This is a genomic window from Kribbella sp. NBC_01505 (assembly GCF_045040285.1).
GTDB lineage: Bacteria > Actinomycetota > Actinomycetes > Propionibacteriales > Kribbellaceae > Kribbella.
The window spans coordinates 565,867-591,304 of record NZ_CP109425.1 but is presented as its reverse complement, the minus strand read 5'-3'; the positions used below and the strand labels follow the sequence as shown (position 1 = coordinate 591,304).

Genomic DNA, 25,438 nt, shown 5'->3' with positions numbered 1-25,438 from the left:
GGTCAATCAAATGGCCGACATGGACCGCAAGCTCCGCGACTTCGTCGGAGCCAAGACGGCCAAGACTTTCGCGGACGTGCTCGCCATCGAGACCGTCGGCGAGCTGCTGCGCCACTACCCGCGGCGGTATCTGAAGAAGGGCGAGCTGACCCCCTTCGACGAGCTCGAGGTCGGCGACCAGGCGACGGTCAACGGCCGGGTCAAGAAGGTCACCGTCCGCTCGCTCGACACCAAGGCCGAGATCCCGCTCACCGACGTCCAGAAGTGGACCCGGCGCAAGACGCTGACCAAGGTCGTGGTCACCGACGGCCGGCACGACCTGGAGCTCGCGTTCTTCAACCAGCCCTGGCTGGCCACCAAGCTGACCCCCGGTACGGCGGCGCTGTTCTGGGGCGAGGTGACGATGTTCCGCGACATCATGCAGCTCAAGGCGCCGGGCACCGAGATCCTCGACGACGAGGACCTGACCGAGGCCGAGATCGAACGCCGGGCCCGCCCGTTCCGCCCGCTCTATCCGGCGACCGCTAAGTTGCCGACAGCAACGATCGAGCGCAGCATCAAGATCGTTCTGGACAACCTGGGCGAGGAGCTCGACGACCCGGTGCCGGAGCTGATCCGGCGCAAGGAGAAGCTGCTCGGCCTGGTCGAGGCGCTGCAGAAGGTGCATCTGCCGGACACCGAGAAGGACATCAGCGAGGCCCAGAACCGGTTCCGGTTCGAGGAGGCGCTGGTGATGCAGACGATCCTGGCGCAGCGTCGTGCGGTCACCGACGCGCTGAAGGCGGCCGCGCGGCCGCGGATGTCCGGCGGGCTGCTCGACGAGTTCGACAAGCGGCTCCCGTTCTCGCTCACCGCCGGTCAGGCCGAGGTGGGCGAGGAGATCTTCGCCGACCTCGAGCGGCCGCATCCGATGCACCGGTTGCTGCAGGGTGAGGTCGGCTCCGGCAAGACCGTGGTGGCGCTGCGGGCGATGCTGTCCGTGGTCGACAACGGCGGCCAGGCGGTCCTGCTGGCGCCGACCGAGGTGCTCGCCACTCAGCACCACAAAACGCTTATCAGGATGCTCGGTGACCTGGCCGAGCAAGGCATGCTGGGCGGCGCGGAGCACGCCACGAAGGTGGGCCTGCTGACCGGTTCGCTGAACGCGGCAGCACGCCGTACGGCGATGTTGGACGCCGCGAGTGGCGCCGCCGGGATCGTGGTCGGCACGCATGCGTTGCTCGAGGACAAGGTGCAGTTCGCCGATCTCGGTCTCGTCGTGGTCGACGAGCAGCACCGGTTCGGGGTCGAGCAGCGGGCCGCGCTGAGCGCGAAGTCGGGGGAGAACACCCCGCACGTGCTGGTGATGACGGCGACCCCGATCCCGCGGACGGTCGCGATGACCGTGTTCGGCGATCTCTCGGTGTCGACGCTGACCGAGCTGCCGGCCGGGCGCTCGCCGATCCAGTCGTCGGTGGTGCCGGCCAAGCAACGGCCCGACTGGCTGGGGCGGGCCTGGGAGCGGGTCCGCGAGGAGGTCGGCAAGGGCCACCAGGCGTACGTCGTCTGCCCGCGGATCGGCGACGACGTGAAGAACGCGGCCGACGAGGAAGGCGACCTGGCCGACGGCGACGACGCGTTGGACGAGCGCAGCGAGAAGACGCAGGCGCGGCCGCCGATCTCGGTGATGCAGGTGGCCGAGGCGCTCGGCGAGATCCTCGGAGACCTGCGGGTCGCGATCCTGCATGGCCGCTTGCCCGCCGAGGAGAAGGACGCGGTGATGACCCGGTTCGCCGCCGGGGAGATCGACGTACTGATCGCGACCACCGTGATCGAGGTCGGCGTCGACGTACCGAACGCCTCGACGATGGTGATCATGGACGCGGACCGGTTCGGGATCTCGCAGCTGCACCAGCTGCGTGGGCGGGTCGGCCGGGGCAAGGTGCCGGGGCTGTGCCTGCTGGTCACCGACCTGTGGGACGGCACGAAGTCGTACGGGCGGCTGGCCGCGGTGGCGTCGACGACGGACGGGTTCGAGCTGTCCCGGATCGACCTGGAGACCCGCCGCGAGGGTGACGTGCTGGGCGTCGCGCAGTCGGGCAAGCGGAGCAGCCTGAAGCTTTTGAGCGTGCTGCGGGACGAGGACCTGATCTTCACCGCCCGCCACGTGGCACAGTCGTTGGTCTCGATCGACGCCGAGCTGGCCGACTACCCGGCGCTGCGAGCGTTCGTGCGCAGTGCGCTGGAGACCGAATCAACCGAATACCTGGAGAAAACATGACACGGGTGATCGGAGGAGCCGCCGGCGGCAGGCGAATCGCCGTACCGCCGGGGGACGGGACGCGGCCGACGACGGACCGGACCCGGGAGGCGCTGTTCTCGTCGCTGGAGGCCGAGTTCGGCAGCTTCGACGGCGTCTCGGTCCTCGATCTGTACGCCGGTTCCGGGGCGATCGGCCTGGAGGCGCTGTCCCGGGGCGCGGCCAAGGTGGTGCTGGTCGAGTCGGACCGCAAAGCCACCGAGGTGATCGCGGCGAACATCAAGGTCGTCGGGCTGCCCGGGGTCCAGGTGCTGAACCGGCCGGTCGAGAAGCTCGCCGCGGGGGAGCCCCTGGCGGAATTCGACCTGCTGTACGCCGACCCGCCGTACAAGCTGGAGACGGCCGAGCTGCAGGACGCCCTGGTCGCCCTGGCGGCCAACGGCTGGCTGGCGGCGGACGCCTTCGTGGTCGTCGAGCGCGGGAAGCGGGAGCCGTGGGAGTGGCCGGAGGGGTTCGCCGCGGTGCGCGACCGCAAGTACGGCGAGGCCCGTCTTTGGTACGGTCACCGCCATGGCTAAGGCTGTGTTTCCAGGCTCGTTCGACCCACCCACGATCGGCCACCTGGACGTCATCGCCCGGGCGGCCGGTGCCTTCGAGGAGCTGATCGTCGCAGCCGGCGTGAACCAGTCGAAGAACCGGCTGTTCAGCGACGCGGAGCGGGTCGAGATGCTGACCGAGCTCGTCGAGCCGTTCGCGAACGTGCGGATCGCCACCTTCGACGGTCTGCTGGTCGACTTCTGCACCGAGCAGGGCGCGAGCGTGATCGTGAAGGGCCTGCGGACCGCCGCGGACTACGACTACGAGCTGCAGATGGCCCATCTGAACCGGCGGATGACCGGGGTCGACACGGTCTTCCTGCCGAGCGCGCCCGAGCACGGGTTCATCTCCTCGAGCTGGGTCAAGGAGATCGCGAAGCTCGGTGGCGAGGTGTCCTCGTTCGTGACAGCGAGTGTTCACGCACGGTTACTGGCGAAACACAGATAGCCCCCGAATTGGGTGTCGGGCCGGGTAGTTGATAATGTGGTCTACCGGTCTCGTTGAGACCGAGATTTATGCCTGCCCACGCCTGAAAGGGATGTCCTGAGCGTCTTGGATCCGCGGTCCCCACTCGTGATCGAAACCCACGAGCTGTCACGCCGCGCCGGGTCCCAGCGCGAAGTCTCCTTCACGGCCGCAGCACCGGCGGATCTCGGTATCGATGTGATCGGCGTCCCCGAGGGCGACCCGATCCAGTTCGATCTACGGCTGGAAGCGGTGGTCGAAGGGGTTCTCGTGACCGGATCGGCCAGTGGCCGGTTGGTCGGGGAGTGCGCGCGGTGCCTGGTCGATGTCGAGGACGAGTTCCTCGCCGACGTCCAGGAGCTGTACGTCTACCCGGAGAGCGAGGCCGAGCCGGACGAGGCCAGCCGGATGGAGGGCGATCTGATCGACCTCGAGCCGGCATTGCGGGATCAGGTGGTGCTCGCGCTACCGTTCCAGCCGTTGTGCACGGACGACTGTCCGGGACTGTGCCCCGAGTGCGGGGTGCGCCTGGTCGAGGAGCCCGGACACAAGCACGAGGACTCGAGTGACCCGCGGTGGGCCGCCCTGGGCGGACTGCTGCAGAACGACCAGCAAGACAACTGAACAACGAACACACGCACACCAGCCGGCCGGGTCAACCAGCCCCCGGCCGAACCGAGGAGTCATAACCGTGGCCGTTCCGAAGCGGAAGATGTCGCGCAGCAACACCCGCAACCGCCGGGCTCAGTGGAAGACCACTGCCCCGTCGCTGGTGACCTGCGTGAACCCCGCCTGCCGCGCCAAGCACCTGCAGCACACCGTTTGCCCCACCTGCGGCCAGTACGGCGCGAAGGGCGAGCGTCGCCAGGTCGTCGAGAGCTAAACGGCACCTATCAGTGAATTCATCAGTCGACGCCGGGCCTGACCCGGCGCATGGGGGGCCCTACGCCGAGCTGAACGTGCGGCTCGGCGTAGCGCTGGCTGACAATTTGCTGGAGCACGCCTTCACCCACCGCTCGTTCGCTTACGAGAACGGTGGGTTGCCGACCAACGAGCGGCTGGAGTTCCTGGGGGACTCGGTGCTCGGAGTCATCGTCACGGAGTCGCTGTTCCGCAACCATCCGGACCTCTCCGAGGGACGGCTGGCCAAGCTGCGTGCCGCCGTGGTCAACATGCGCGCCCTCGCGGGTGTCGCCCGGGAACTCAAACTGGGTAAGTACCTGCGGCTCGGCCGCGGGGAGGAAGCCACCGGCGGCCGTGACAAGTCGTCGATCCTGGCCGACTGCGTCGAGGCGCTGATCGGTGCCGTGTACCTGGACCGCGGGTTCGAGACCGCGGGCCTGGTCGTGCACCGGCTGTTCGACGACCTGATGGAGTCCTCGGCCCGGCTCGGTGCCGGCCTGGACTGGAAGACGTCGCTGCAGGAGCTGGTCGCCCAGCTCGGTGTCGGCGTCCCGGAGTATGTGATCGCCGAGTCCGGTCCCGACCACGCCAAGACGTTCGAGGCGCGGGTGCGGATCGGTGCGGACACCTACGGCCACGGCATCGGCCGCAGCAAGAAGGAAGCCGAGCAGCAGGCCGCCGAGACCGCCTGGAAGGCCCTGCGCGCCGCGCATCCCGACAGCACGGACCCTTCCCAGCAGCCTTAGTGGATTGTGCCTGAGCTCCCAGAGGTAGAGGTGGTCCGTCGCGGTCTGGCGGACTTCACCACCGGCCGGACGATCGACGCGGTCGAGGTCCTGCACCCCCGCCCGGTACGCCGGCATCTCGCGGGCCCGGACGATTTCGTGGCCAGGCTCAAGGGGCAGGTGTTCGCGGAGCCGGCCAGGCGCGGGAAATACCTCTGGCTGCCGCTCACCTCGGGTGACGCGGTTCTCACCCACCTCGGGATGAGTGGCCAGTTCCGGGTCCAGCCGGTCGGCGCGCCCGACGAGGCCCATCTGCGGGTCCGGTTCCGCTTCGCCGACGACGGCGGAGAGGTCCGGTTTGTGGACCAGCGGATGTTCGGTGGTCTGTCGTATTCCGAGGGCGGCTCGGAGCTGCCGGGCGAGATCGCTCACATCGCCCGGGACCCGTTCGATCCGCTGTTCGACGCCGAGGCCGCGGCCGCCGCGCTGCGGCGCCGCAAGACCGGTCTCAAACGGGCGTTGCTGGATCAGACCGTGGTCAGCGGGATCGGGAACATCTATGCCGACGAGGCGTTGTGGCGGGCGAAGCTGCACTACGCGCGCGCCACGGATTCGCTGAAACCCTTACAGGCAAGGGAAATTCTCCGCCATGCCCATGAGGTGATGGCCGCGGCGCTGGACGTCGGCGGCACCAGCTTCGATGCCCTGTACGTCAACGTGAACGGGGAATCCGGCTATTTCGAACGGGGTCTGAACGTCTACGGTCAGGAGGGTTCACCGTGCCCCCGCGACGGCCGTCCGATTCGCCGGGAGCCGTTCATGAACCGTTCGTCGTACCGGTGCCCTCGTTGTCAGCCGGTTCCGCGGCTGGCCCGCTGGTAGGCGAGGTATTGTTAATAAGTGTGGCCCAGGTTGACCGTCGGCCCTGCCGGTGTCACCCTGAAAGACGGTACACATTCTCGGCGCACCCTACCGTGACTCGAGTGGGCGCGCACCCGGCCAGAACCCTTCCGGAGGACAGCACAATGGCCAAGGCTCTTTTAGGGCACCTTGGAGGCACTGACCCGCGCATGCTCGAGCAGGTTCGTCTGCTCAACCGGCGTGTCGCCGATCTGGAGGCGCACGTGATGCGCTTGCAGGCAGAGAACGACCATCTCGTCGCAGCGGTCCATGAGGGCCAGCTACTCACTGTCGACGAGGCCCTGCGCACTCCCGCTTCGGTCTGACGACCCAAGCCGCGACGCCTCAGTCGCACCCACGACCGACCGCACGTTGACGGCGGTGGCCCCCGTCCGGGCCTCCGCCGGTTGTGCACGTTCCCACTGTTGAGCTCCCACTTCTCCGCCTGCCGCTCCGACCGGCAGGCCCTCCACGGTTTCGCGCGCGGCCCTTTGTAGACTGGGCGGCGGAACTACTTCCCCGGGTAGCGACAGCGTTACGAGTTGCGACGGTTCCTTCGGTATCGTCTGTCCTTTCACGGGTTGGAGAGCATCGCTTTGTATCTCAAGAGCATGACGCTCCGCGGCTTCAAGTCGTTCGCGTCGGCCACGACGATGAACTTCGAACCGGGTATCACCTGCATCGTCGGCCCCAACGGTTCCGGCAAGTCCAACGTCGTCGACGCGCTCGCCTGGGTGATGGGTGAGCAGGGCGCCAAGTCGCTGCGCGGCGGCAAGATGGAGGACGTCATCTTCGCCGGCACCTCCGGCCGTTCGCCGCTGGGCCGCGCCGAGGTGGTGCTCACCATCGACAACGCCGACGGCGCGCTCCCGATCGAGTACGCCGAGGTGACGATCAGCCGGACGATGTTCCGCAACGGCGGCTCGGACTACCAGATCAACGGCCAGAGCTGCCGCCTCCTGGATGTCCAGGAGCTGCTGAGCGACTCCGGTATCGGCCGCGAGATGCACGTCATCGTCGGCCAGGGCCAGCTCGACTCGATCCTGCGCGCGACCCCGGAGGGCCGGCGCGGCTTCGTCGAGGAGGCCGCCGGCGTTCTGAAGCACCGCAAGCGCAAGGAAAAGGCGATCCGGAAGCTGGAGGCCACCGAAGGCAACCTGCACCGGCTCGGTGACCTGATCGCCGAGATCAGCCGTCAGTTGAAGCCGCTCGGACGCCAGGCGGAGGTGGCGCGCCGGGCCGTGACGATCCAGGCCGAGGTCCGCGACGGCCGCGCCCGGCTGCTCGCCGACGACATCGTCCAGGCCCAGTCCGCGCTCGAGGCCGAGCTGGCCGACGAGGCCCGGATGACCGAGCGCCGGACCGAGATCGAGGCCAAGTTGCGCGAGGCGCGCGACCTGGAGGCCGAGCTCGAGGAGGCGTTGCGCGAGGACGCGCCCGCGCTGCAGGCCGCGCAGGACACCTGGTACCAGCTGTCCGGGTTCGGCGAGAAGATCAAGGGCACCGCCCGGATCGCCGCCGACCGGATCCGTTCGCTGAACGACGAGGCCGACGACGGCCCGCGCTCCGGGCGGGACCCCGACGAGCTCGAGCTGGAGGCCGCCCGGGTCCGCGAGACCGAGGCCCAGATCGAGGCCGAGGTCGAGGCGCACTCCGAGCTGCTCGCCGAGTCCATCGAGCGCCGCCAGGTGCTGGAGAACCAAGAGGCCGAGGAAGACCGCCGGATCTCGGCGCTGATCCGGGCCGCCTCCGACCGTCGCGAGGGCCTGGCCCGGCTGACCGGCCAGGTGAACGCGCTGAAGAGCCGCGCGGCCGCCGCCGAGTCCGAGATCGGCCGGCTCGCCACCAACATGAACGAGGCCGAGGCGCGCGCCGCCAAGGCGCAGCACGACTTCACTGCCCTGGAGACCCAGGTCGCCGGGCTGGATGCCGGTGAGCGCGGTCTCGACGATCAGTACGAGGCGGCTCAGTCGGTTCTGGACGAGCTGGACGAGCGGCTGGCCAAGCTGCGCGCCGAGGAGCGCGACGCCGAGCGGGAGCGGACCGGTCTGAGCGCCCGCAAGGAGGCGCTCGAGCTCGGCCTGAACCGTAAGGACGGCGCTGGCGCGCTGCTGGCCGCTTCTGAGCAGGTCGCCGGTCTGATGGGTTCGGTCGCGGCGCTGCTGAGCGTCCGCTCCGGGTACGAGACGGCCATCGCCGCCGCGCTCGGTGAGGCCGCCGACGCGGTCGCCGTGACGCACGCCGAGGCCGCGCTGGCCGCGGTCGGTCACCTGAAGGAGCACGACCTCGGCCGCGCCGGGATGCTGCTGGGCGACGCCCCGGCCGACGACTACGCGACCTGGCCGAGCCTTCCGTACGGCGCGACGTATGCCGTGGATGTCGTCGAGTGCCCGCAGAACCTGCGCCCCGGACTGCGCCGGCTGCTCCGCAAGGTCGCGGTCGTCGATGACGTGCCGGCGGCCCAGTCGCTGGTCCGCAGCCTCCCCGATATCACCTGCTCGACGCGAGCGGGCGACGTACTGGGGGCGCATTTCGCGTACGGCGGATCTGACGCGGCTCCGAGCCTGATCGAGGTGCAGTCGGCGGTCGATGAGGCCGCGGAGAAGCTGATCGAGGCGACGGCGCGCAGTGAGCGGCTGCGGTTCGAGCTGGCCGGCATGGAGGACGAGCGGTCCCGGCAGAAGGAGTCCGTTGAGATCACGCTGGCCCGGCTGCACGAGTCGGACGCCGCGATGGCGGCGGTGGCCGAGCAGCTCGCGCACTTCGGATCGCTGGCGAAGGCGTCCCGGGGCGAGGCGCAGCGGATGGCCGAGGCGATCGCCGCGGCCGAGGCCGAGCGCGACAAGAACCTGTCCGGTCTGGCCGAGCTCGAAGAGCGGCTGAACGATGCCGAGATGTTCGACGAGGACGGCGACGAGCCTGACACGTCGACGCGCGACCAGCTCGCCGAGGCGGCCAAGGCCGGCCGGGCGGCTGAGATGGAGGCGCGGCTCGCGCTGCGCACGACCGAGGAGCGGGCCCGGGCCCTGTCCGGTCGCGCCGACCAGCTGGAGCGTTCCGCGCGGCAGGAGCGCGAGGCGCGCGCCCGTGCGATCGCCCGTGCTGCTCGCCGGGCTCGGCAGTCCGAGGCCGCACAGGCCGTGCACCTCGCGACCGGTCACGTGCTGGCTCGCTTGGAGACCTCGCTGCAGCTGGCGGCGTCCGAGCGTTCCGCGATCCAGGCCCAGCGGGCCGACCGGGAGCAGGCGCTCTCGCAGGCGCGGTCCGCCAGCCGCAACCTGAGCTCCGAGCTGGAGCAGCTGACGAACACCGTCCACCGTGACGCGCTGGCCCGGGCCGAGCAGAAGATGCGGCTCGAGCAGCTGTACGAGAAGGCGCTCGGTGAGCTGGGCATCGCGGTCGAGACGCTCGTCAACGACTACGGCCCGGACAAGCTGGTCCCGCCGCTGCCCAAGGACGGCGACGACGGCACGCTGGAGCTCGAGGGCGAGCCGTTCGACCGCGCGAAGGTCGAGAAGCGGCTCCGCTCCGCCGAGCGCTCGCTGAACCAGCTGGGCCGGATCAACCCGCTCGCGCTCGAGGAGTTCGACGCGATGGAGGAGCGGCACCGCTTCCTCGCCGAGCAGCTCGAGGACCTGCGCAAGTCCCGCCGCGACCTGATGGACATCGTCAAGGAGGTCGACGACCGCGTCGAGCAGGTCTTCACCGAGGCCTACCGCGACGTCGAGATCGCCTTCCAGCACGTCTTCAGCCGGCTCTTCCCCGGTGGTGAAGGCCGCCTGATCCTGACCGACCCCAACGACATGCTCGCGACCGGCATCGACGTCGAGGCCCGTCCGCCCGGCAAGAAGGTCAAGCGCCTGTCGCTGCTGTCGGGCGGCGAGCGCTCCCTGATCGCGGTCGCCTTCCTGGTCGCCCTCTTCAAGGCCCGCCCCTCGCCCTTCTACATCCTCGACGAGGTCGAAGCGGCCCTCGACGACACCAACCTCGGCCGCCTCCTGGAGCTCTACGAAGAGCTCCGCGAGAACAGCCAGCTCCTGGTCATCACCCACCAGAAGCGCACCATGGAGGTAGCCGACGCCCTCTACGGCGTCACCATGCGCGGCGACGGCGTCTCCGCCGTCATCTCCCAACGCATCCGCGAACCCGAACCGGCCTAGCCGACGCCGGTCCAGGCCCGCCGTACCTCAGCCTCTCTGGCGTCGACCTACGAGAGCCGCCACTGCTGGTGGTTGTCGCCAAGGGCGCATCTGGTCAGGGTGGCGGGCGTGCGGTTGGTGTATCCAGCGAACTGGATGCAGCCGTTGATGCTGTGGACATTGCGGATCGTGCCAGTGCGCTCGATGTCCCAGATCTGGCTTTGCCGGCCGTCACAGGGGGTCACTATCGCCTTGGTGCCGTTTTCGTACGAGGCGCTTTCGAGAGACAGACAGACATTGTTGCCTCCGCCGTTGGCAATCTGCCCGATGTTCGTCAGGTACCAGTACTGGCTGCGGACATTGCCGTCGCATCGTGCGAGCACAGCTGTTCCGTAGTCGTACGAGGTCAGGTCGAGGCATCCGTTGCCGGAGCCTTGATTGACGATCAGGAAGGTCGAGCCCGCGGCGGAGGCCGGGGTGACGGCGATGACCACCGCGGCGACCGCGGCGACAGCCATCGCGAGTACCTGGCGAATTGTTCTGGGGAGGGGCACGAGGTGTCCTTTCGGTTGCGCAGCAACGATGGCCGCTCAGCGGCCGTCGACGGGCAACATTCAGGCACGCCTTCCGCCGGGCGGCAACGAATCGTTCTAGGCCATTCGACGTCGGTCGACACCCGTAGGCCCGTAGCGCGCTGTGTCTCATAGGGCTACGCTTGGGGCTATGAAGATCATCACTCAGCGCGAGTTCCGCAATCAGTCGGCGGCGGTGATGGATGCCGTCGAGGCCGGCGAGACCTATCACATCACCAGGAACGGTACGGAGGTCGCCGAGTTGCGCCCGCTCACCAAGCGGCGTCAGCCCACCACCGAGGAACTGCTGGCGAGGCATCGGCGCCTCCCTCGGGTCGACGCTGCCGCGATGCGGAAAGAGGCGGACGAGTTCTTCGGGTCCGAGGATCGCGTGGGGGATGACGATCCGTGGGAGCAGGAGTGACCGAGCGGCGGGCCGCCGGCGTACTCGACACCTGTACCTATATCGACCTCCCGGTGTTGGAGCTGAGTGATCTTCCGGAGTATCCGGAGCTGACCGCGGTCACGCTCGCCGAGCTGCATCAGGGCGTCGCGATGGCGAAGGATCCCTTCAGCAGGGCGGCTCGGACCGAGGTGCTCGGAGCGGCGGTGGCTGAGTTCGATCCGTTGCCTTTCGATGGAGACGCTGCCGCGAGGTACGGGAGTCTGGTGTCGCTCGTGATCGCCGCCGGACGGGATCCACGCCCGCGGCGGATGGATCTGATGGTCGCTGCCATCGCATCCAGTCGGGATCTCCCGCTCTACACCCGCAATCCGGCTGATTTCCGGGGGCTGGAAGGGCTGCTGGTCGTCAAGTCGGTGTGATGGGCTTGCAATTTCTGAGACGACCGGTCATATTGGGGACATGGCCAGGCGGAGTATGCGGGAAGAGATTCTGGGGGCAGGGGTTGAGCTGTTCCTGGAGCGGGGGTTCAATGCGGCGGCGGTGAAGGACATCACCGACCGGGCGGGGGTGCCGAAGGGGTCGTTCTACAACCACTTCGAGAGCAAGGAAGCGCTGGCCGAGGTGGCGTTGGAGCGGTACGGCGACACTCGGCGGATGGGGGAGCTGGGCGATCGCTCGGTGCCGCCGGTGGAGCGGATGCGCCGGCACTTCGAGTTTCTGCGGGACGAGCTGCCGGAGTTCACCAAGGGGTGCATGTTCGGGAACTTCGGGGCCGAGGTCGTCGACCACAGTGAGCCGCTGCGGAAGCGGGTCAAGGGCAACTGGGACTACTGGGCGGACGTGCTGACCGAGGCGATCGCGCAGGGCCAGGCCGAGGGCTCGATCCGTACGGCGCTCGATCCGCATCAGGCGGCGTACTACCTGACGAGCGCCTGGGAAGGCACGTTGCTGCGGGCCCGGGCGGACAAGTCGCCCGAGGCCTTCGAGGTCTTCTTCGCGGTCACGTTCGACGCGTTGCTGGCCTGATTTCAGCCGTCCTCGCACGGGGACGGTTTTGTTTTGACCATTCCAAGATGACCGACCGTCTTAGAGGAGAATCATGACTACCTATCGCGCGATCGAGGCTCTCGACGGAGCCTTCACGCAGGTAGAGCGCGAGTTGTCAGCGCCCGGCGCCGGTCAGGTCCGGATCCGGGTGGAGGCCTGCGGCGTCTGTCACAGCGACGTCCTGGGTGTGCACAACCTGAACGGCAGCCGCTCCGCCGGTACGCCGATCGTCCCGGGCCACGAGGTGGTCGGGTGGATCGACGAGGTCGGCACCGGGGTCGAGACCTGGGCCGTCGGCCAGCGGGTCGGCGTCGGCTTCCTCGCCGGGCACTGCGGTGTCTGCGAGAACTGCCGGCAGGGCGAGTTCGTCTACTGCACGAACCAGCCGGTCACCGGCGACACCATCGACGGCGGGTACGCCGAGTACCTGACCGCCCCGGCGAGCGGACTGGTCGCCGTACCGGATGAGTGGGATGCGGCCGAGGCTGCGCCGCTGCTCTGCGCCGGCATCACCGTCTTCAACGGGCTGCGCAAGGGTGCGGCTCGGCCGGGTGGCCTGGTGGCCGTCCAGGGCATCGGTGGTCTTGGCCACCTCGCTATCCAGTACGCCGCCAAGCTGGGTCTGCGCGTGGTTGCGATCGCTCGTGGCGAGGACAAGCGCGAGCTGGCACTGAAGCTGGGTGCGACCGACTACATCGACAGCTCGGTGGTGGACCCGGGCAAGGCATTGCAGGAGCTCGGCGGCGCCCAGGTGATCGTCGCGACCGCGGCCAGCGGCGCGTCGATGACACCGCTGGTCGACGGACTCGGCCTGCGCGGCAAGTTGATCGTCGTCGGTGCGGCCGCCGACCCGATCGAGGTCACCACCGGTTCGCTGATCTTCGGCGGCCGGTCGATCGAGGGGTCGCTGACCGGCACCCCGAGCGAGAACGAGGAGAACCTGGCGTTCGCCCTCGCCCACGATGTCCGGCCGATGGTCGAGCGGGTCCCGCTCGAGCAGGCCGCCGGCGCCTACGACCGGATGATGTCCGGCGCGGCCCGGTTCCGGATGGTTCTCACGACAGGAGCAGCACGATGAAGGTAGTACTGAAGGCACGGGGCGAGCTGCTCGACAACGCGGTCCTGGAGACCGGAGCCGGCACCCTCGGCCCGGACGACGTGGTGGTGGCGATCGAGGTGGCCACGATCAACCCGGTCGACTCGATGCTTGCCAGCGGCAACTATGGCTACCAGATCGAGACGCCGTTCGACCTCGGTACCGAGGGGATCGGTCGGGTGACGCAGGTGGGCAGCGCGGCCGACGCGAGTCTGCACGGACGCCGCGTGCTGATCAAGCCGAACTACGAGCAGGGCACGTGGGCCGACGAGGTCGTCGTGAAGGCGGCGAACGTCGTACCGATCACCGATGAGGGTGACCCGCTGCAGCTGGCGATGCTCGGCACGAACCCGCTGACCGCGCACCTGGCGCTGACGAAGTTCGTCGACCTGAAGCCGGGGGACTGGGTCGGGCTGAACCTCGGAAACTCCGCAGTGGGTCAGTACGTCATCGCACTGGCCAAGCACGCCGGCTACAAGACCCTGGCCGTCGTACGGCGGCCGGAGGCGGCGGAGGGACTGCAGGCCGACGTCGTACTGGTCGATGGGGATGACCTGTCGGGCCGCATCCGGTCCGCACTGGGGACGGACCGCTTCGAGCTGGTGCTCGACGGAGCAGGGGACGCAACAGTCGGCGCACTGGCCCAGTGGGCCACGTTCGGCGGCACTGTGGTCAGCTACTCGTCCGTGACCGGCCAGACGCCCGCAGTTGGCCTTGGCGACCACATCTACCGTCAGCTCCAGCTGCGCGGTCTGTGGATCCCGAACTGGCTGGAGCAGGCTCCGGTCAGCGAGATCCAGCAGACGTACGACGCTCTGGCCCAGCTGACCGTGGACCGGGTGCTGCAGCACCGAGTGGAAGCGGTCTACCCGGTGGCGGAGTACGCCAAGGCTGTGGAGCACTCCCAGCAGCCGGGGCGGAAGGGCAAGGTTCTGCTCAGGCCGTGATGGTCATCGAGGCGATCTGATCGCCCAGCACATCGAAGGTGAAGTGCGACGGGCCGTTGAACCCGTCGCCACCCACCTGGGTGACCAGGGTGATCGGATTGCCCGGTGTGGAGACCTGAGTGTCGGTGAACGTGGCCCGCTTGCCGATCAGCTCGTTGGTGCTCCAGGACCGGATCTGGTCGGGTCCACGGAACTGGCGGCCCCAGTCGTCCACGTACCCGTCGGTGGCGAAGGCTGCCACGAAAGCAGCGTTGTCCTGCTCGTCGATCGCGGTGAGCGCACGCTGGACCGCGGCCGGAATCTCTTGGCTCATGCTGCCGACGATAGCCGTTGAACCACCTGCGGCATCGGCACGTATGGCAGGTGTTCAAGGGACATGACGAGGAGGACCTGATGAGGCGTGTGGCCGGTGTAGTGGGAGCGATCGTGCTGGGGCTCGGTGCGTTGACTGCTTGTGGTGACGACAAAGGCGCGGACAGCAACGCGAGCGGCAGCACGAGCGGCAGTACCAGTGGCAGTACGACGCAGGCGGCCGGCGAGCTGAAGACCGCGGACAGCGGCCTCGGCAAGATCCTTGTCGACGGCAATGGTCGGACGGTGTACGTGTTCGACAAGGACACGACCGGCAAGTCCAACTGTGAGACGGACTGTCTGGCCAAGTGGCCGGTGGTGGCGGCCGGTGACAGCACTCCGAAGCTGGACGGGGTGGAGGTCTCCACGATCACCCGCTCCGACGGCAGCAAGCAGTTGGCGGTCGGCGGACTGCCGGTCTACCTGTTCGCCAATGACGCCAAGGCCGGAGACACCAAGGGCCAGGCAGTCGGCGGGGTCTGGTGGGTCGTCGGTCCGGACGGCAAGAAGATCACCACTCAGCCGTCGAGCGATGGCAATTCCGGCTACTGAGTATTTCCCCGGCTGGGCACCCGCTATCGTTCCGACGGTGGGTGCCTACCAGGGTCAGGATGCGGCCGAGACGTTCGTCCGTTTCCTGTACGCCGAACACGGCCGGAGCGTGCTCGCGTATGCGACCCGGTTGACGGGCGACCGGGCCGCGGCGGAGGACGTCGTACAGGAAACGCTGGTCCGGGCGTGGAAGCATGCTGATGATCTGGACCAGACCAAAGGCTCGGTGCGGGGCTGGCTGCTGACAGTGGCGCGCAACATCGTCACCGACCGGGCCAGAGCGCGAGCAGCCCGGCCTATCGAGGTTGCCGACGTGGTCGACCAGCCTCCGGTGGAGCGGGACCACTCCGACTCGGTGGTGAACACCATGGTGGTGCTGGGCGCGTTGGACCAGGTCTCGCCCGAGCATCGTGAAGTGCTGGTCGAGCTGTACTACCGGGGCCGTTCGGTAGCCGAGGCGGCCAAAGAGCTCGGCGTCCCGCCGGGTACCGTGAAATCGAGAACGTACTACGCCCTCCGAGCTCTGCGCGCGGTGATGGCCGGGAACAACGGGGAGGTGGCCCGATGAGTGAGCACGACCAGTCGCAGCTGGGTGCCTATGCCCTGGGTGCGCTGGATCCTGCCGAGAGCCAGGAGGTGGACGAGCACCTGGCCACCTGTGCCGAGTGCCGGGCGGAGCTGACAGAGCTCGAGGAGATGAAGGAGTTCCTCGGCGAGGTGCCGCCGGAGGCGTTCCTGGACGGACCGCCCGAGGACGGGGACCTGCTGCTGCAGCGCACCCTCCGTGCGGTGCGGCAACCGCAGCCCGAGGTGCAGGCGCCGAAGAAGCGGAAGACATGGTTGCTGGTGGCGGCCGCGGTCGTCGTGGTGGCCGGTGTGCTGGGTGGCGGCGTACTGATCGGTCGGCAGACTGTTGACCAGGCCGATGCGCCTGTTCCGGGCTCCAAGCAGGTCACGGCGGCAGATGCGGCGACCGGTACGACGATGACGACCACTGTTGAGCCTCGCGAGGGCTGGACGTGGGTGCGGGTGCAGATCGCGGGTCTGAAGCCTGGTGCGGAGTGCGTGATGATCGTGACCGACAAGGCCGGTAAGGCGTGGACCGCGGGAAGCTGGCTGGTCTCGGACAAGGCTGCGCAGGACGGAAGCCGCTTCGGCGGTGGCGTGCTGGTGCGACCGGACCAGGTGCAGTCGGTGGAGATCAAGACCGTGCAGGGCGACCATGTCGTGACCACCACGATCTGAAATCTGCTTGCGGCGTCACGAGAGGATGGAGCAGTGACTACCTCCGCAGACGACCTCCAAGACCGTCGCAAGTCCGCCGGCGCGAACTGTGATCGCTGGCTCTCCCAGGCCTGGGTTCCGGCGCCGGAGCGACTGCGGCGATTGGCGGAGGCGGCCACTGAGGAGCAGTACGACAGCTACGGTCACGGTGGCGACATCGAGGCCGTGGAGCAGGAGGTCGCCGAGCTGCTGGGCAAGCCGGCCGCGGTGTTCATGCCGACCGGCATCATGGCGCAGCAGAGCGTCCTCCGCGTGTACGCCGATCGCTCCGGCAGTAAGCGGGTCGCAGTCCATGGCCAGTCCCACCTCCTGGTGCACGAGCTGAACGCTCTGGAGGAGGTGCACCAGCTCCGGATCGAGCGGCTGACCTCTGACCCACGGCAGCCCCGGCCGGACGAGCTGGCCGCGATCCCGGGCAAACTCGCCGCAGTGACGCTGGAACTGCCGCTGCGCGAGCCCGGCTACCTGCTTCCGACCTGGGACGAGCTGGTGGTGTTCGCGGCGGCTTGCGCCGAGCGCGGCGTACCGCTGCATCTGGACGGCGCGCGGCTGTGGGAGAGCACGCCGTACCTGGGACACAGTCTGGCGGAGATCTCCGCGCTGGCCACTTCGGTGTACGTGTCGTTCTACAAGGTGCTCGGTGGATTGGCCGGTGCGGTCCTGGCCGGGCCGGAGGACGTGATCGCCGAGACCCGGCGCTGGCAGCGACGCCTCGGCGGCAACCTCTACACGATGCTCCCGTACGCCGTTGCCGCGCGCGAGGGGCTGCGGACAGTCCTGCCGCTGATGGACGACCTGTACGAGCGAGCGGGAGAAATCGCGAAGGGGCTGCAGGGCGAGGGCTACCGGATCGTGCCGGAGACTCCGCACACCAACTCGTTCCAGCTCTACGCACCGCGCGATACCGAGGCCATCGAGGTCGCCTCGGTCGATCGGATGGAGCGGACCCGCGAGTCGATCTGCTGGGGCTGGCAGCCGGCCGACGTCCCCGGTTGGTCGTGGACCGAACTGGTCGTCACCCCGCACACCCTGCAGTGGTCAGTGGCCGAGATCACCAAGGCCTTCGGGGAACTTTTGCGCGGCTGAGATCGTCCACTCGGTAGATGCTGGGGATCTTGTGGGGAAGTCGGGGAGAGAAGTGCTGACGTTCGTTGTAACCATGGTTGTTCTGCTGGTGCTGGCCGGTCTGGTCCTGCTCGCGGTCGCGCGAGGTGAGGGCAAACACTTCGGGTAGCGCTAGCCTGCCTGAGATGAGACAACTCATCTTTCAGGAGTACGTCACACTCGACGGGTACGCCGCCGACGCGGCCGGCGAGACGCCGTTCTTCACGACAGTCGGTGAGCACGAGGCCGACGACCGGGCGACGTTCGAGCGGGTCGACACGATGGTGCTCGGAGCCGCGACGTACAAGCTGTTCATCGGCTTCTGGCCGACGGCGTCCGCGGCCGAGGAGCCGATCGCGCCTTTGCTGAACGCGCTCCGCAAGGTGGTCGTTTCGACGACCCTTGCGGAGGCCCCGTGGGGACCGCACGAGCCAGCGACCGTGGTGCGTGACCTCGATGCCATCCGCGCGCTGAAGGCGGAGGACGGCAAGGACATCGTGCTGTGGGGGAGCATCTCGCTCTTCCACTCGCTCCTCGCTGCCGGACTGGTCGACGAGATCCAGCTGCGCGTCTGCCCGGTCCTGATCGGTGCGGGCCGGCCTGTCTTTCCCGATCAGCAGCTGGCACTCGAGCTGATCGAGGCACGCCCCTGGGCGGGCAACGGCGTACTGATGCGCTACCGGCCGGCTATCTGATCGTCACGGTCGCTTGCACCGGGAAGTGGTCGGATGCGTCGCGGGCCTTCTCGTCGGTGCGGGTTCGCGTGGCGATCTGCAGGCTCGGACCGATGCTGCCGATGTAGTCCAGGACGTTGCGATAGGAGCGGTAGCGGTTGGGGAGCACCCGGTTGAGGCTTCCGTCGAAGGTGGGCTCGTGGATGGGGCCGGCGATGATCGTGCCGCCGAGGGTGCGTTCGGCTTCGGCGAGTTCCGGGCTGGGACGGCCGTCCGCGTAGTACTCGACATTGAGGTCGCCGACGACGAGCACCGGTTCACCGGCTCCCGCCGTACTGGCGACGAAGTGGCGTAGCTCGTCCAGCTGCTGCATTCGTACGGCGTGGTGGGAGCCACGTTCATCAGCCTGCAGATGGGTCGCAGCAACCCAGAGCCGGCCCACCGGCGTCTGCAGGGCGACCAGAGCGGCGCCTTTCTTCGACAGGGCGTCCGAGGTCAGTGGCTTGCGGGCGCGGTAGCGGTGCTGGTGTTGCTCGAGGACGGGGAACCGACTGGCGACATAGATGCCGCCGCCGGTCAGCGTGTCCCAACGCCGGTCCCGGCCGGAGGAACTCGTCCAGTCCCGATGAGTGCGCCCGACCTCCGGCGTGACGGCGTACCCACGACTGCTGAGCCCCTGGACCAGCTGCCTGGCCGGCCGGTTGAAGGCTTCGTTGAGTACGACGACATCGGCGTCGGCGTCGTCGAGGACCTGCGCGGCCAACGTCGCTCGGCGCGGGGAGCCGAACAGCGGGAGTTGCAGGATGTTGTATGTGATCAGTGTCAGGCCCTCGGTCATGCCGCCAGACTCGCAGACCGGAGCGCTGGACGCTCACAACAAATGTGTTGTGGGTCAGGGCGAAGACAGGTGTTTATTCCGGACCGGAGCTTGGGCTTAGCGTCGAAAGAACGCCGACGAGAGGCCACCTTGATGCCCAGTCCGAAATCGCGCCGCCTGCCCGCGCTCGCTGCGACTGTCCTGACCCTGCTGGCTTTCACGACGGTGCCGGCCGAGGCGGCACCCCCAGCGAAGGTCCCCGTCGTCAACCACTATGTGGCGTTGGGTGATTCCTTCACGGCCGGTCCGCTGATCCCGTGGCAGTCGGCCAGTTGGTGCTTCCGCTCGAACAACAACTACCCGTCGTGGCTCGCGACCAAGCTGGGGATCTACTACACCTCGGGTGCCTTCGAGGACGTCAGCTGCTCATCGGCCACCACGGCCCACATGACTCAGCCGCAGACCGTGCCGGACGCCTCGATCCCGCTCACCACCGAGCCACCGCAGTTCGATGCGCTGACCCTGGACACCGACCTCGTCACGATCGGCATCGGCGGCAACGACGCCGGCGTCTTCGGCCATCTCGTGTACGACTGCCCGACGTACCGGAGCTCGGACCCGACCGGGGCGCCGTGCAAGAAGCACTACACCGTGAACGGCGTCGACACCCTGCTGGCCGCGGTCGCCCAGACGGAGAAGAACGTCGAGCGCGTGGTCGCGGGCGCGCGCAAGCGTTCCCCGGGGGCCAAGATCCTGGTGATCGGCTACCCGCGCCTGCTGCCGCCGACCGGCTACTGTCCGAGCGTGATGCCGTTCGCCGACGGCGACTATCGCTACCTCGATCAGGTCGAGCGGGCCCTGAACGCCGCGCTGTCCAAGGCTGCGAAGGCGAAGGGCGCGACGTACGTCGACACCTACGCACCGTCGCTCGGTCACGATGCCTGCGCCGGTGATGCGGCCTGGGTCAACGGCCAGTACACCAATCTTCTGCAGGCGGTCTCGTACCACCCGTTCGAGGAAGGCATGGAGGGCATCGCGAGCATCATCTACAACGTGCTCTCCGGGGCCCCGGCCGGTGCGGCCGACACGCGGCCGGTGGCGCCGCGGACCAGCCACGGTACGGCGCTGACCCCGCAGCAGCTCGCGCACCGGATGGAGCTCGCACCGATCGGGCGGTGACCGCCCGCCCGGTCGGATCTACACTGACCGGGTTGTGGATGTCCAGACGCGGAAACTCCGCTACTTCGTCGTACTCGCCGAGGAACTGCACTTCAGCCGTGCGGCCGCCCGGCTCTTCATCGCGCAACAGGCGCTGTCCAAACAGCTCCAGGAGCTCGAGCGGGAGGTCGGCGCGCCGCTGCTGACGCGGAGCACCCGGCGGGTCGCGCTGACGGCCGCGGGCGAGGAGTTCCTGGTGGCGGCCCGCAAGATCCTGGCGATCTTCGACGGTGTCGTCGAGGACGTGCGCCGGGCGACGCGGATCGAGACCGGTACGTTGCGGGTCGGCTTCGGAGTGGGCGCCGCGCTGGAGCTGACGGCGCCGATCGTCGAGGAGTTCGGCCGGCGCTACCCGGGCATCGAGCTCGACCTGCGCGAGTACCCGCTCTCCGATCCGTCCGCGGGGCTCGTCGACGGCTGGGCGGATGTCGCGATCGTGCGGCCGCCGATGGTCGACGACGGGCTCGAGTTCAGCGAGCTGTTCGTGGAGCCGCGATGCATCGGGGTCTCGGCGAACCACCGGCTGGCGCAGCGATCGGTGGTGTCGGTCGGCGAGGTGCTCGACGAGCCGATCGCGATGGGCCGCTCGACCGACGGCGTGTACCGCCGGTTCTGGTCGCTCGAGGACTACCGGGCCGGAAAGCCCGTGACCCGGGTCCGCAGCACCAACACCCACACCGAGGAGCTGGAGATCGTCGCGGCCGGTCTGGCGGTGACCGTGACCGCCGCGGCGGCGGCGCGCTACACCCCGCACAGCGGCGTCCGCGTCATCCCGATCGACGACATCACCGGTACGGCGGTCGCGCTGGGCTGGCGGGTCGCGGAGCGCGGCGTACTGGTCGATCACTTTCTGCAGGTCGCCGCCGAGGTGCGGGACCGCGAGACCGAACTGGTTGCCCGGATCGAGCAACCGTTCGTGTAGACCTCAGCCGCGCATCGCCGACGCCAGGATGCCGGGGAGCCTGCCCAGCTTGCCGTCCGCGGCGAAGCGAGTGAGCCGCTCGGCCGTGGTCAGCGCGGTCTTGTTGCTGACGAACCACGGCGGCCGCGGTGACATCGCCAGCTCGCCTGCGGTGATCGAGCGGGGGAAGGGCGTGAACGGCGCGCGGACGACGGTCTTCTGCGGCCGGTCGAAGAGCAGTGCGTTGTGTACGACGCCGATCCCGCTCTGCACGTCGTCCGGCGTGTGACCGGGGAACGCGCCCCAGGTCGCGCGTGGGCTGAGGTACCCGACACCGGTCCAGGCGTTGATCGCGATCGTGCCGTACCGCAGCGCGGCGACCGCGTCGTCGAGCTTCGGACCGAGCTCGCGGATGGTCCGCGGGTGGATGAGGATGTTGGCCCCGAGCGTGCCGTGCAGCTGCTCGTTCGCGAACGTCACCGCCAGCTCCAGGAACGCAGCAGCCGACTCGGCGGGCAGTGTTGTGGTCGCGAGCACCGGCGCGAAGAACTCGTTCGTGAACGCATAGGCCTTCGGATCCGTGGCGTCGACACCGGTCACCAGCGTGCGGTTGCCGGCGAGTGCTTCCGCCTGCGGGTAGGCGTCGGTGGCACCCTGCCTGCGGTCGTCGGCACCGGGGTAGTAGGCCGGTCGCTCCTCGGCGCGCTCGAGTGCACTCCGGACAGCCGCGATCAGGGCCTCGGTGTGCTCCCAGCCCTCAGGGAGCACCAGGACCTGAGCGGCGATGCAGTTGAAGCCGCTGTTCTGCAGCTTCTGCGTCGCGATGTGCTCGGCCTGGAAGGCGATGTCGGCGGGCGACCACGGACCCGGTACGACGATCGTCGGCCCGACACCGCCGAGCTCCGCGGAGACAGGCTTCGGGTTGACGCGTTCGTCCCGTTCGCGACGGGCCGCGGCCTCCGGACCGACGCCGTACACGATCGCGTCGTGGGTGCGCTCGCTGCCGGTCACGTGGATCGTGTCGACGCCCGCGTGCGTGCAGAGGTACTCGCCGACGTCGGCGCCGCCGTTCACGAACCGGACGTACCCGTCCTCGATCAGCGGCGCGAAGATCTCCTCGAACGTCGGTCCGAGGTAGTCGTTGACCGGGTTCAGCTTGCAGACGACGACCTCGTTGTCGGCGTACAGCTTGTACAGCAGGTCGAGCGGCGCGATCGAGGAGACGTTCCCGGCGCCGAGCACCAGCGCGACCTGGCCGGCTGACCGCGGTCCGCGGTACGTGCTTCCGAGGCTGTCGCGGACGTTGGCGGGCGTGACGCCTGGCTGCATCCACACCTCGGTGCTGAAGCCGTTCAGCAGCAGCCACTCGTTGAAGTCGTGCGGTGCGACCCGGACCACGGTCTGTCCGTCAGCGCGCTCGCTCACCTTGGATCCACGCAGCGGGTCGGTGCCGGCGTCGAGGGCCTGCAGCGTCTCGGTGACCGCGTTGATCCAGGTCAGTACGGCGTACGGGCCACCCAGCCACTCCTCGTTGAGCAGTGGAGAGTCCTGGCGCAGCCCCTTGGCCTGCGCTGCCAGCGCGATCCAGGCGTCCGCCCGTCCGGCCACGAGGGTCCGGATCCGGTTCAGGTAGTCGAGCCGGCCGGCGATCGGCAGCGTGGCCCACCGGTCCTTGGCCTCGGTCACGTCGCCGATCGCTTGGTCGAGTGCCACGGTGTCCATGCCACATCGTAGGCAGCTCATCACCGGGAGAGAAACAGTCAGTGGCGGTGCCACTGACAACGTATTGGTTGTAGGCAATACCGGATTGGGTGTTTCCCTTGTGGGGTTGGTTGCCGCACCCTCATGGGATGGCGGACACCGACATCGGGCCGAACCAGCCCCGGACCTCGGCGCTGGCTGAACCGGTTGCCCGGGTGCCGGCGTACTGGGCTCGGTACTGGACGCTGGCGAACTTCGGCATCTTCATGGCGTACTTCGCCACTCAGCAGGTGCTGCTGCCGCGCCATACCAACGAGGTCACCGACAATGTCAGCTCGGCCGCGGTCTCCGCGCAGAGCCTGGCCAACCTCGTGGCGGCGCTGGTCACGGTCGTCGTCTCGATCCTGGCCGGTGCCTTCTCGGACCGGACGCTCAATCGCCGCGGACGGCGTCAGCCGTGGGTGCTCTACGGTACGGCGCTGGCCGCGGTCGCGTTCGTCTTCCAGGGGCTGCAGCACGGCGTACTGGGCATCGTCCTCGGCTGGGCTGTGTTCCAGGTCGGGTACGCCGCGGTCAGCGTCGCGCTGCAGACCGCCGTACCGGATGAGGTGCCGGTGAATCAGCGGGCGACCATCTCCGGCTACCAAGGGGTCGCGCAATCGGTCGGACCGGTCGCGGGCGTTGTAGTGCTGACGTTGCTGCTGACCGGGATCCTCGACGCGTACGTCGGTCTCGCGGTGCTGATGTTTGTGCTGGTGCTTCCGTTCGCCTTGTACACGCGGGGGATTCCGCTCGAGCGCCGCGAGCGGCCGCCGTTCGATCTCAAGGCGATCGTGGTCGGTGTCGTCGCGCCGCTCAAGCACGCGGACTTCGCCTGGGCCTTCGGGCAACGGTTCATGATCCAGCTGTCGAATGCGCTGGCGCAGATCTTCCTGTACCAGTACCTCAAGGATGAGGTACACACCGATCCCGACAACGGCACGTTGATCCTGATCTTGATCTACACGGTTGCCGTGGTCGTCATCGCAGTGCCGTCGGGTCGTCGCTCCGACCGGTCGGGCAAGCGCAAGCGGATGGTGGTTGTCGCCTCGGTCCTTCAGGGTTCTGCGGCGTTGCTGTTCGCTTTCGTGCCGCAGATGCCGGCGGCGATTGTCGGCGCTGCGATCCTGGGGCTCGGCTACGGCGCTTATCTGTCGGTCGACCAGGCCCTGGTCACCCAGGTGCTGCCGCACGCTGAGGACCGCGGCAAGGATCTTGGCGTCATCCAGATCGCGAACTCGCTGCCTTACGTCTTCGCGGCCGGGGCCGGTGGGTGGCTGATCAACTCGTTCGGCTTCCCGACCCTGTTCCTGGCGTCGTTCTTCGCCGGGCTGGCGGCCGCCTTCCTGGTGATGCCGATCAAGAGCGTCGCCTAGTGGCGACGACCTGCGCCGTGCCGTGCGGTTAGCTGACGGCGTTGACGATGGCCTTCACGATCGGGGCGGCGACGGTGATGGTGGGGACGACCAGGAGTAGCGCGGCGACGGTGTAGGTGCCGACGGCGAGAGCTGTGCTGCCGGGCTCCGGGTCGGCGAGGCGTTGCACGCGCAGCACGGTGGACGATTTGGCCGCAGCCAGAGCGGCTTCGGGTGCCGGGGAGCCGGCCAGTGCGACCAGGGCTCTGGCCAGTGGACGTGGACCGTTGCGGCGGCGGGCGTCGTCGTCGGCCAGGAGCTCGACGAGGGTCCGGGCCTGGTCGAGCGCTACCTCGCTGCGAACCCAGCGCGGGAAGGCAGCGTGCAGTGCGGTGAAGGCTTCCAGGACCAGATCGTGCCGTGCGCGCAGATGTGCTTGCTCATGAGCGAGGACTGCCTTGAGCTCGGTGTCGTCGAGTCGGTCGAGTGCACCGACCGAGACGACCACGCGGTGCCCGCTGATGGCAGGTAGGCAGTAGGCGAGCGGCGTTTCTTCAGCCAGGACACGCAGTCCGGGGATCAGGCCGTCCGGTGTGGCCAGCACATCGACCAGGTCGCGGTGCCGTTTTCGTCGGGTCCGGGTGCCGACCGCGACCTTCCCGGTCGCCCACAGCAGCCGCAGCACAACCAGTGCGGTCATGGCGAGGATCGCTGCGGCCAGGAGGTCGCGTGGCGACGACGGGTCGAAGCGTGGCTTCCCCGGCTGACCCGCTGTGGAGTAGGACAGCGCAATGCCCGCGCCAATGGCAGCCAGTACGGCGGCCAGCGCGATCGCCTGCCAGAGCGCGACCGCGGCGCGGGGGATGCGGTAGGGCCAGGAGGAACGTGCCAGCAGGGCCGGCGCCGGTCCGGTGAGCACCAGGGCCAGTGCGGCGAGCAGAACCGGGGTGATCACCCCTCCCTCTCCTCCAACTTGGCCAGCGCCTCTCGCAGCAGCGCGGCTTCCTCGTCACTGACCTGGTCGACGAACCGGACCAGAGCCTCGCGGCGGTCGCCGGCGCGATCCAATGCGTCCCGCATCAGGTCGGCGGCCATCTCCTCGCGAGGCGCCGCGGCCTTGTAGCGCCAGGCTTTTCCGTCGCGCTCGCGCTCGGTCAGATTCTTCTTCTGCAACCGGTCGAGCACCGTCATCACGGTCGTGTAGGCCAGATCGCGAGTGGTGGAGACCTGCTCGTACACCTTGCGGACGGTGAGCGCATCCGGCGCCGCCCAGAGCTGCTCCATGACGATCCGCTCGAGGTCGCCGAGCGGTCGCGGGGCCTTCTCCTCACTGGTCACGTGACCAGTATAACTACGCGTTGTAGTAGATCCGCGCTACGATCTACTACGTAACGTCGTAGATGTGT

At 68.4% G+C, this 25,438-nt stretch carries 28 protein-coding genes; 22 read left to right on the top strand and 6 right to left on the bottom strand.

The features are described 5' to 3' along the window. Window positions 1–10 precede the first annotated feature (10 nt). From recG to smc, 9 genes are all read left to right on the top strand, one after another. Complete coding sequence (gene recG / locus OG474_RS02545) at window positions 11–2,260, top strand: ATP-dependent DNA helicase RecG (protein ID WP_405060534.1); 2,250 nt, start codon at window positions 11–13, stop codon at window positions 2,258–2,260. Further along, entirely contained in the window at window positions 2,257–2,817 is a 561-nt protein-coding gene (gene rsmD, locus OG474_RS02540; protein ID WP_405060533.1) for a 16S rRNA (guanine(966)-N(2))-methyltransferase RsmD, read from the top strand. The genes recG and rsmD overlap by 4 nt, the downstream gene beginning before the upstream one ends. Then, window positions 2,810–3,283: a pantetheine-phosphate adenylyltransferase gene (gene coaD, locus OG474_RS02535; RefSeq protein WP_405060532.1), complete on the top strand. Its 474-nt coding sequence runs from the start codon at window positions 2,810–2,812 to the stop codon at window positions 3,281–3,283. Before rsmD ends, coaD begins: the two co-directional genes overlap by 8 nt. A gap of 126 nt (window positions 3,284–3,409) precedes the next feature. Further along, a complete protein-coding gene (locus OG474_RS02530) occupies window positions 3,410–3,925 on the top strand; it encodes a YceD family protein (protein WP_405060531.1) in 516 nt (171 codons plus the stop codon). Between the two features lie 67 nt (window positions 3,926–3,992). Continuing rightward, complete coding sequence (rpmF, locus tag OG474_RS02525; protein WP_131355175.1) at window positions 3,993–4,184, top strand: 50S ribosomal protein L32; 192 nt, start codon at window positions 3,993–3,995, stop codon at window positions 4,182–4,184. A gap of 13 nt (window positions 4,185–4,197) precedes the next feature. Continuing rightward, window positions 4,198–4,950 carry a ribonuclease III gene (gene rnc / locus OG474_RS02520; RefSeq protein ID WP_405060530.1) on the top strand — a complete coding sequence of 251 codons (753 nt, stop codon included), beginning with the start codon at window positions 4,198–4,200 and terminating at the stop codon, window positions 4,948–4,950. A gap of 6 nt (window positions 4,951–4,956) precedes the next feature. Then, entirely contained in the window at window positions 4,957–5,811 is an 855-nt protein-coding gene (gene mutM / locus OG474_RS02515; protein ID WP_405060529.1) for a bifunctional DNA-formamidopyrimidine glycosylase/DNA-(apurinic or apyrimidinic site) lyase, read from the top strand. A 188-nt stretch (window positions 5,812–5,999) separates the two neighbouring features. Next, window positions 6,000–6,155: a hypothetical protein gene (locus OG474_RS02510; protein ID WP_405060528.1), complete on the top strand. Its 156-nt coding sequence runs from the start codon at window positions 6,000–6,002 to the stop codon at window positions 6,153–6,155. Window positions 6,156–6,440: 285 nt separating this feature from the next. Continuing rightward, a complete protein-coding gene (smc, locus tag OG474_RS02505; RefSeq protein ID WP_405060527.1) occupies window positions 6,441–9,989 on the top strand; it encodes a chromosome segregation protein SMC in 3,549 nt (1,182 codons plus the stop codon). A 47-nt stretch (window positions 9,990–10,036) separates the two neighbouring features. Here smc and OG474_RS02500 read toward each other — a convergent pair whose 3' ends face one another. After that, window positions 10,037–10,486: a ricin-type beta-trefoil lectin domain protein gene (locus tag OG474_RS02500; RefSeq protein WP_405060526.1), complete on the bottom strand. Its 450-nt coding sequence runs from the start codon at window positions 10,484–10,486 to the stop codon at window positions 10,037–10,039. Window positions 10,487–10,691: 205 nt separating this feature from the next. Between OG474_RS02500 and OG474_RS02495 the strand changes: the two genes are divergently transcribed. The 5 genes from OG474_RS02495 (at window position 10,692) to OG474_RS02475 (ending at window position 14,036) form a co-directional block, all read left to right on the top strand. Beyond that, entirely contained in the window at window positions 10,692–10,964 is a 273-nt protein-coding gene (locus OG474_RS02495) for a type II toxin-antitoxin system Phd/YefM family antitoxin (RefSeq protein ID WP_405060525.1), read from the top strand. Further along, entirely contained in the window at window positions 10,961–11,365 is a 405-nt protein-coding gene (locus tag OG474_RS02490; protein ID WP_405060524.1) for a type II toxin-antitoxin system VapC family toxin, read from the top strand. Before OG474_RS02495 ends, OG474_RS02490 begins: the two co-directional genes overlap by 4 nt. 40 nt (window positions 11,366–11,405) lie before the next feature. Continuing rightward, entirely contained in the window at window positions 11,406–11,972 is a 567-nt protein-coding gene (locus tag OG474_RS02485; protein WP_405060523.1) for a TetR/AcrR family transcriptional regulator, read from the top strand. Window positions 11,973–12,045: 73 nt separating this feature from the next. Further along, window positions 12,046–13,071: an alcohol dehydrogenase gene (locus tag OG474_RS02480; protein WP_405060522.1), complete on the top strand. Its 1,026-nt coding sequence runs from the start codon at window positions 12,046–12,048 to the stop codon at window positions 13,069–13,071. Further along, entirely contained in the window at window positions 13,068–14,036 is a 969-nt protein-coding gene (locus tag OG474_RS02475; RefSeq protein WP_405060521.1) for a zinc-dependent alcohol dehydrogenase family protein, read from the top strand. Before OG474_RS02480 ends, OG474_RS02475 begins: the two co-directional genes overlap by 4 nt. Here the strand turns inward: OG474_RS02475 and OG474_RS02470 are convergent. After that, entirely contained in the window at window positions 14,026–14,349 is a 324-nt protein-coding gene (locus OG474_RS02470; RefSeq protein ID WP_405060520.1) for a nuclear transport factor 2 family protein, read from the bottom strand. The two genes, OG474_RS02475 and OG474_RS02470, sit on opposite strands and share 11 nt — an antisense overlap. A gap of 80 nt (window positions 14,350–14,429) precedes the next feature. Between OG474_RS02470 and OG474_RS02465 the strand changes: the two genes are divergently transcribed. From OG474_RS02465 to OG474_RS02445, 5 genes are all read left to right on the top strand, one after another. Then, window positions 14,430–14,939 carry a hypothetical protein gene (locus OG474_RS02465; RefSeq protein WP_405060519.1) on the top strand — a complete coding sequence of 170 codons (510 nt, stop codon included), beginning with the start codon at window positions 14,430–14,432 and terminating at the stop codon, window positions 14,937–14,939. 37 nt (window positions 14,940–14,976) lie between these two features. Then, the gene (locus OG474_RS02460) at window positions 14,977–15,507 is read left to right on the top strand and encodes a sigma-70 family RNA polymerase sigma factor (RefSeq protein ID WP_405060518.1); all 531 of its coding nucleotides are present in this window, start codon (window positions 14,977–14,979) and stop codon (window positions 15,505–15,507) included. After that, on the top strand, window positions 15,504–16,184 hold the full coding sequence (locus OG474_RS02455; RefSeq protein WP_405060517.1) for an anti-sigma factor family protein: 681 nt from the start codon (window positions 15,504–15,506) through the stop codon (window positions 16,182–16,184). Before OG474_RS02460 ends, OG474_RS02455 begins: the two co-directional genes overlap by 4 nt. A gap of 33 nt (window positions 16,185–16,217) precedes the next feature. Beyond that, window positions 16,218–17,309 carry a threonine aldolase family protein gene (locus OG474_RS02450; RefSeq protein WP_405060516.1) on the top strand — a complete coding sequence of 364 codons (1,092 nt, stop codon included), beginning with the start codon at window positions 16,218–16,220 and terminating at the stop codon, window positions 17,307–17,309. A 164-nt stretch (window positions 17,310–17,473) separates the two neighbouring features. Further along, complete coding sequence (locus tag OG474_RS02445; protein WP_405060515.1) at window positions 17,474–18,022, top strand: dihydrofolate reductase family protein; 549 nt, start codon at window positions 17,474–17,476, stop codon at window positions 18,020–18,022. Here the strand turns inward: OG474_RS02445 and OG474_RS02440 are convergent. Next, window positions 18,015–18,839 (bottom strand): sphingomyelin phosphodiesterase, encoded by an 825-nt coding sequence (locus OG474_RS02440; protein ID WP_405060514.1) that lies wholly within the window; start codon window positions 18,837–18,839, stop codon window positions 18,015–18,017. The two genes, OG474_RS02445 and OG474_RS02440, sit on opposite strands and share 8 nt — an antisense overlap. 132 nt (window positions 18,840–18,971) lie before the next feature. On the opposite strand from OG474_RS02440, the gene OG474_RS02435 reads away from it, so the two are divergent. Both OG474_RS02435 and OG474_RS02430 read left to right on the top strand, forming a co-directional pair. Further along, window positions 18,972–19,997 (top strand): SGNH/GDSL hydrolase family protein, encoded by a 1,026-nt coding sequence (locus tag OG474_RS02435; protein WP_405060513.1) that lies wholly within the window; start codon window positions 18,972–18,974, stop codon window positions 19,995–19,997. A 34-nt stretch (window positions 19,998–20,031) separates the two neighbouring features. Next, complete coding sequence (locus tag OG474_RS02430) at window positions 20,032–20,958, top strand: LysR substrate-binding domain-containing protein (protein WP_405060512.1); 927 nt, start codon at window positions 20,032–20,034, stop codon at window positions 20,956–20,958. A 3-nt stretch (window positions 20,959–20,961) separates the two neighbouring features. On the opposite strand, the gene OG474_RS02425 is transcribed toward OG474_RS02430, so the two are convergent. After that, a complete protein-coding gene (locus OG474_RS02425; protein WP_405060511.1) occupies window positions 20,962–22,659 on the bottom strand; it encodes an aldehyde dehydrogenase family protein in 1,698 nt (565 codons plus the stop codon). A 128-nt stretch (window positions 22,660–22,787) separates the two neighbouring features. Between OG474_RS02425 and OG474_RS02420 the strand changes: the two genes are divergently transcribed. Beyond that, window positions 22,788–24,053 carry an MFS transporter gene (locus OG474_RS02420; protein WP_405060510.1) on the top strand — a complete coding sequence of 422 codons (1,266 nt, stop codon included), beginning with the start codon at window positions 22,788–22,790 and terminating at the stop codon, window positions 24,051–24,053. 28 nt (window positions 24,054–24,081) lie between these two features. On the opposite strand, the gene OG474_RS02415 is transcribed toward OG474_RS02420, so the two are convergent. Further along, on the bottom strand, window positions 24,082–24,987 hold the full coding sequence (locus OG474_RS02415) for a M56 family metallopeptidase (protein WP_405060509.1): 906 nt from the start codon (window positions 24,985–24,987) through the stop codon (window positions 24,082–24,084). Beyond that, entirely contained in the window at window positions 24,984–25,370 is a 387-nt protein-coding gene (locus OG474_RS02410) for a BlaI/MecI/CopY family transcriptional regulator (protein ID WP_405060508.1), read from the bottom strand. The genes OG474_RS02415 and OG474_RS02410 overlap by 4 nt, the downstream gene beginning before the upstream one ends. Between the last annotated feature and the right edge of the window lie 68 nt (window positions 25,371–25,438).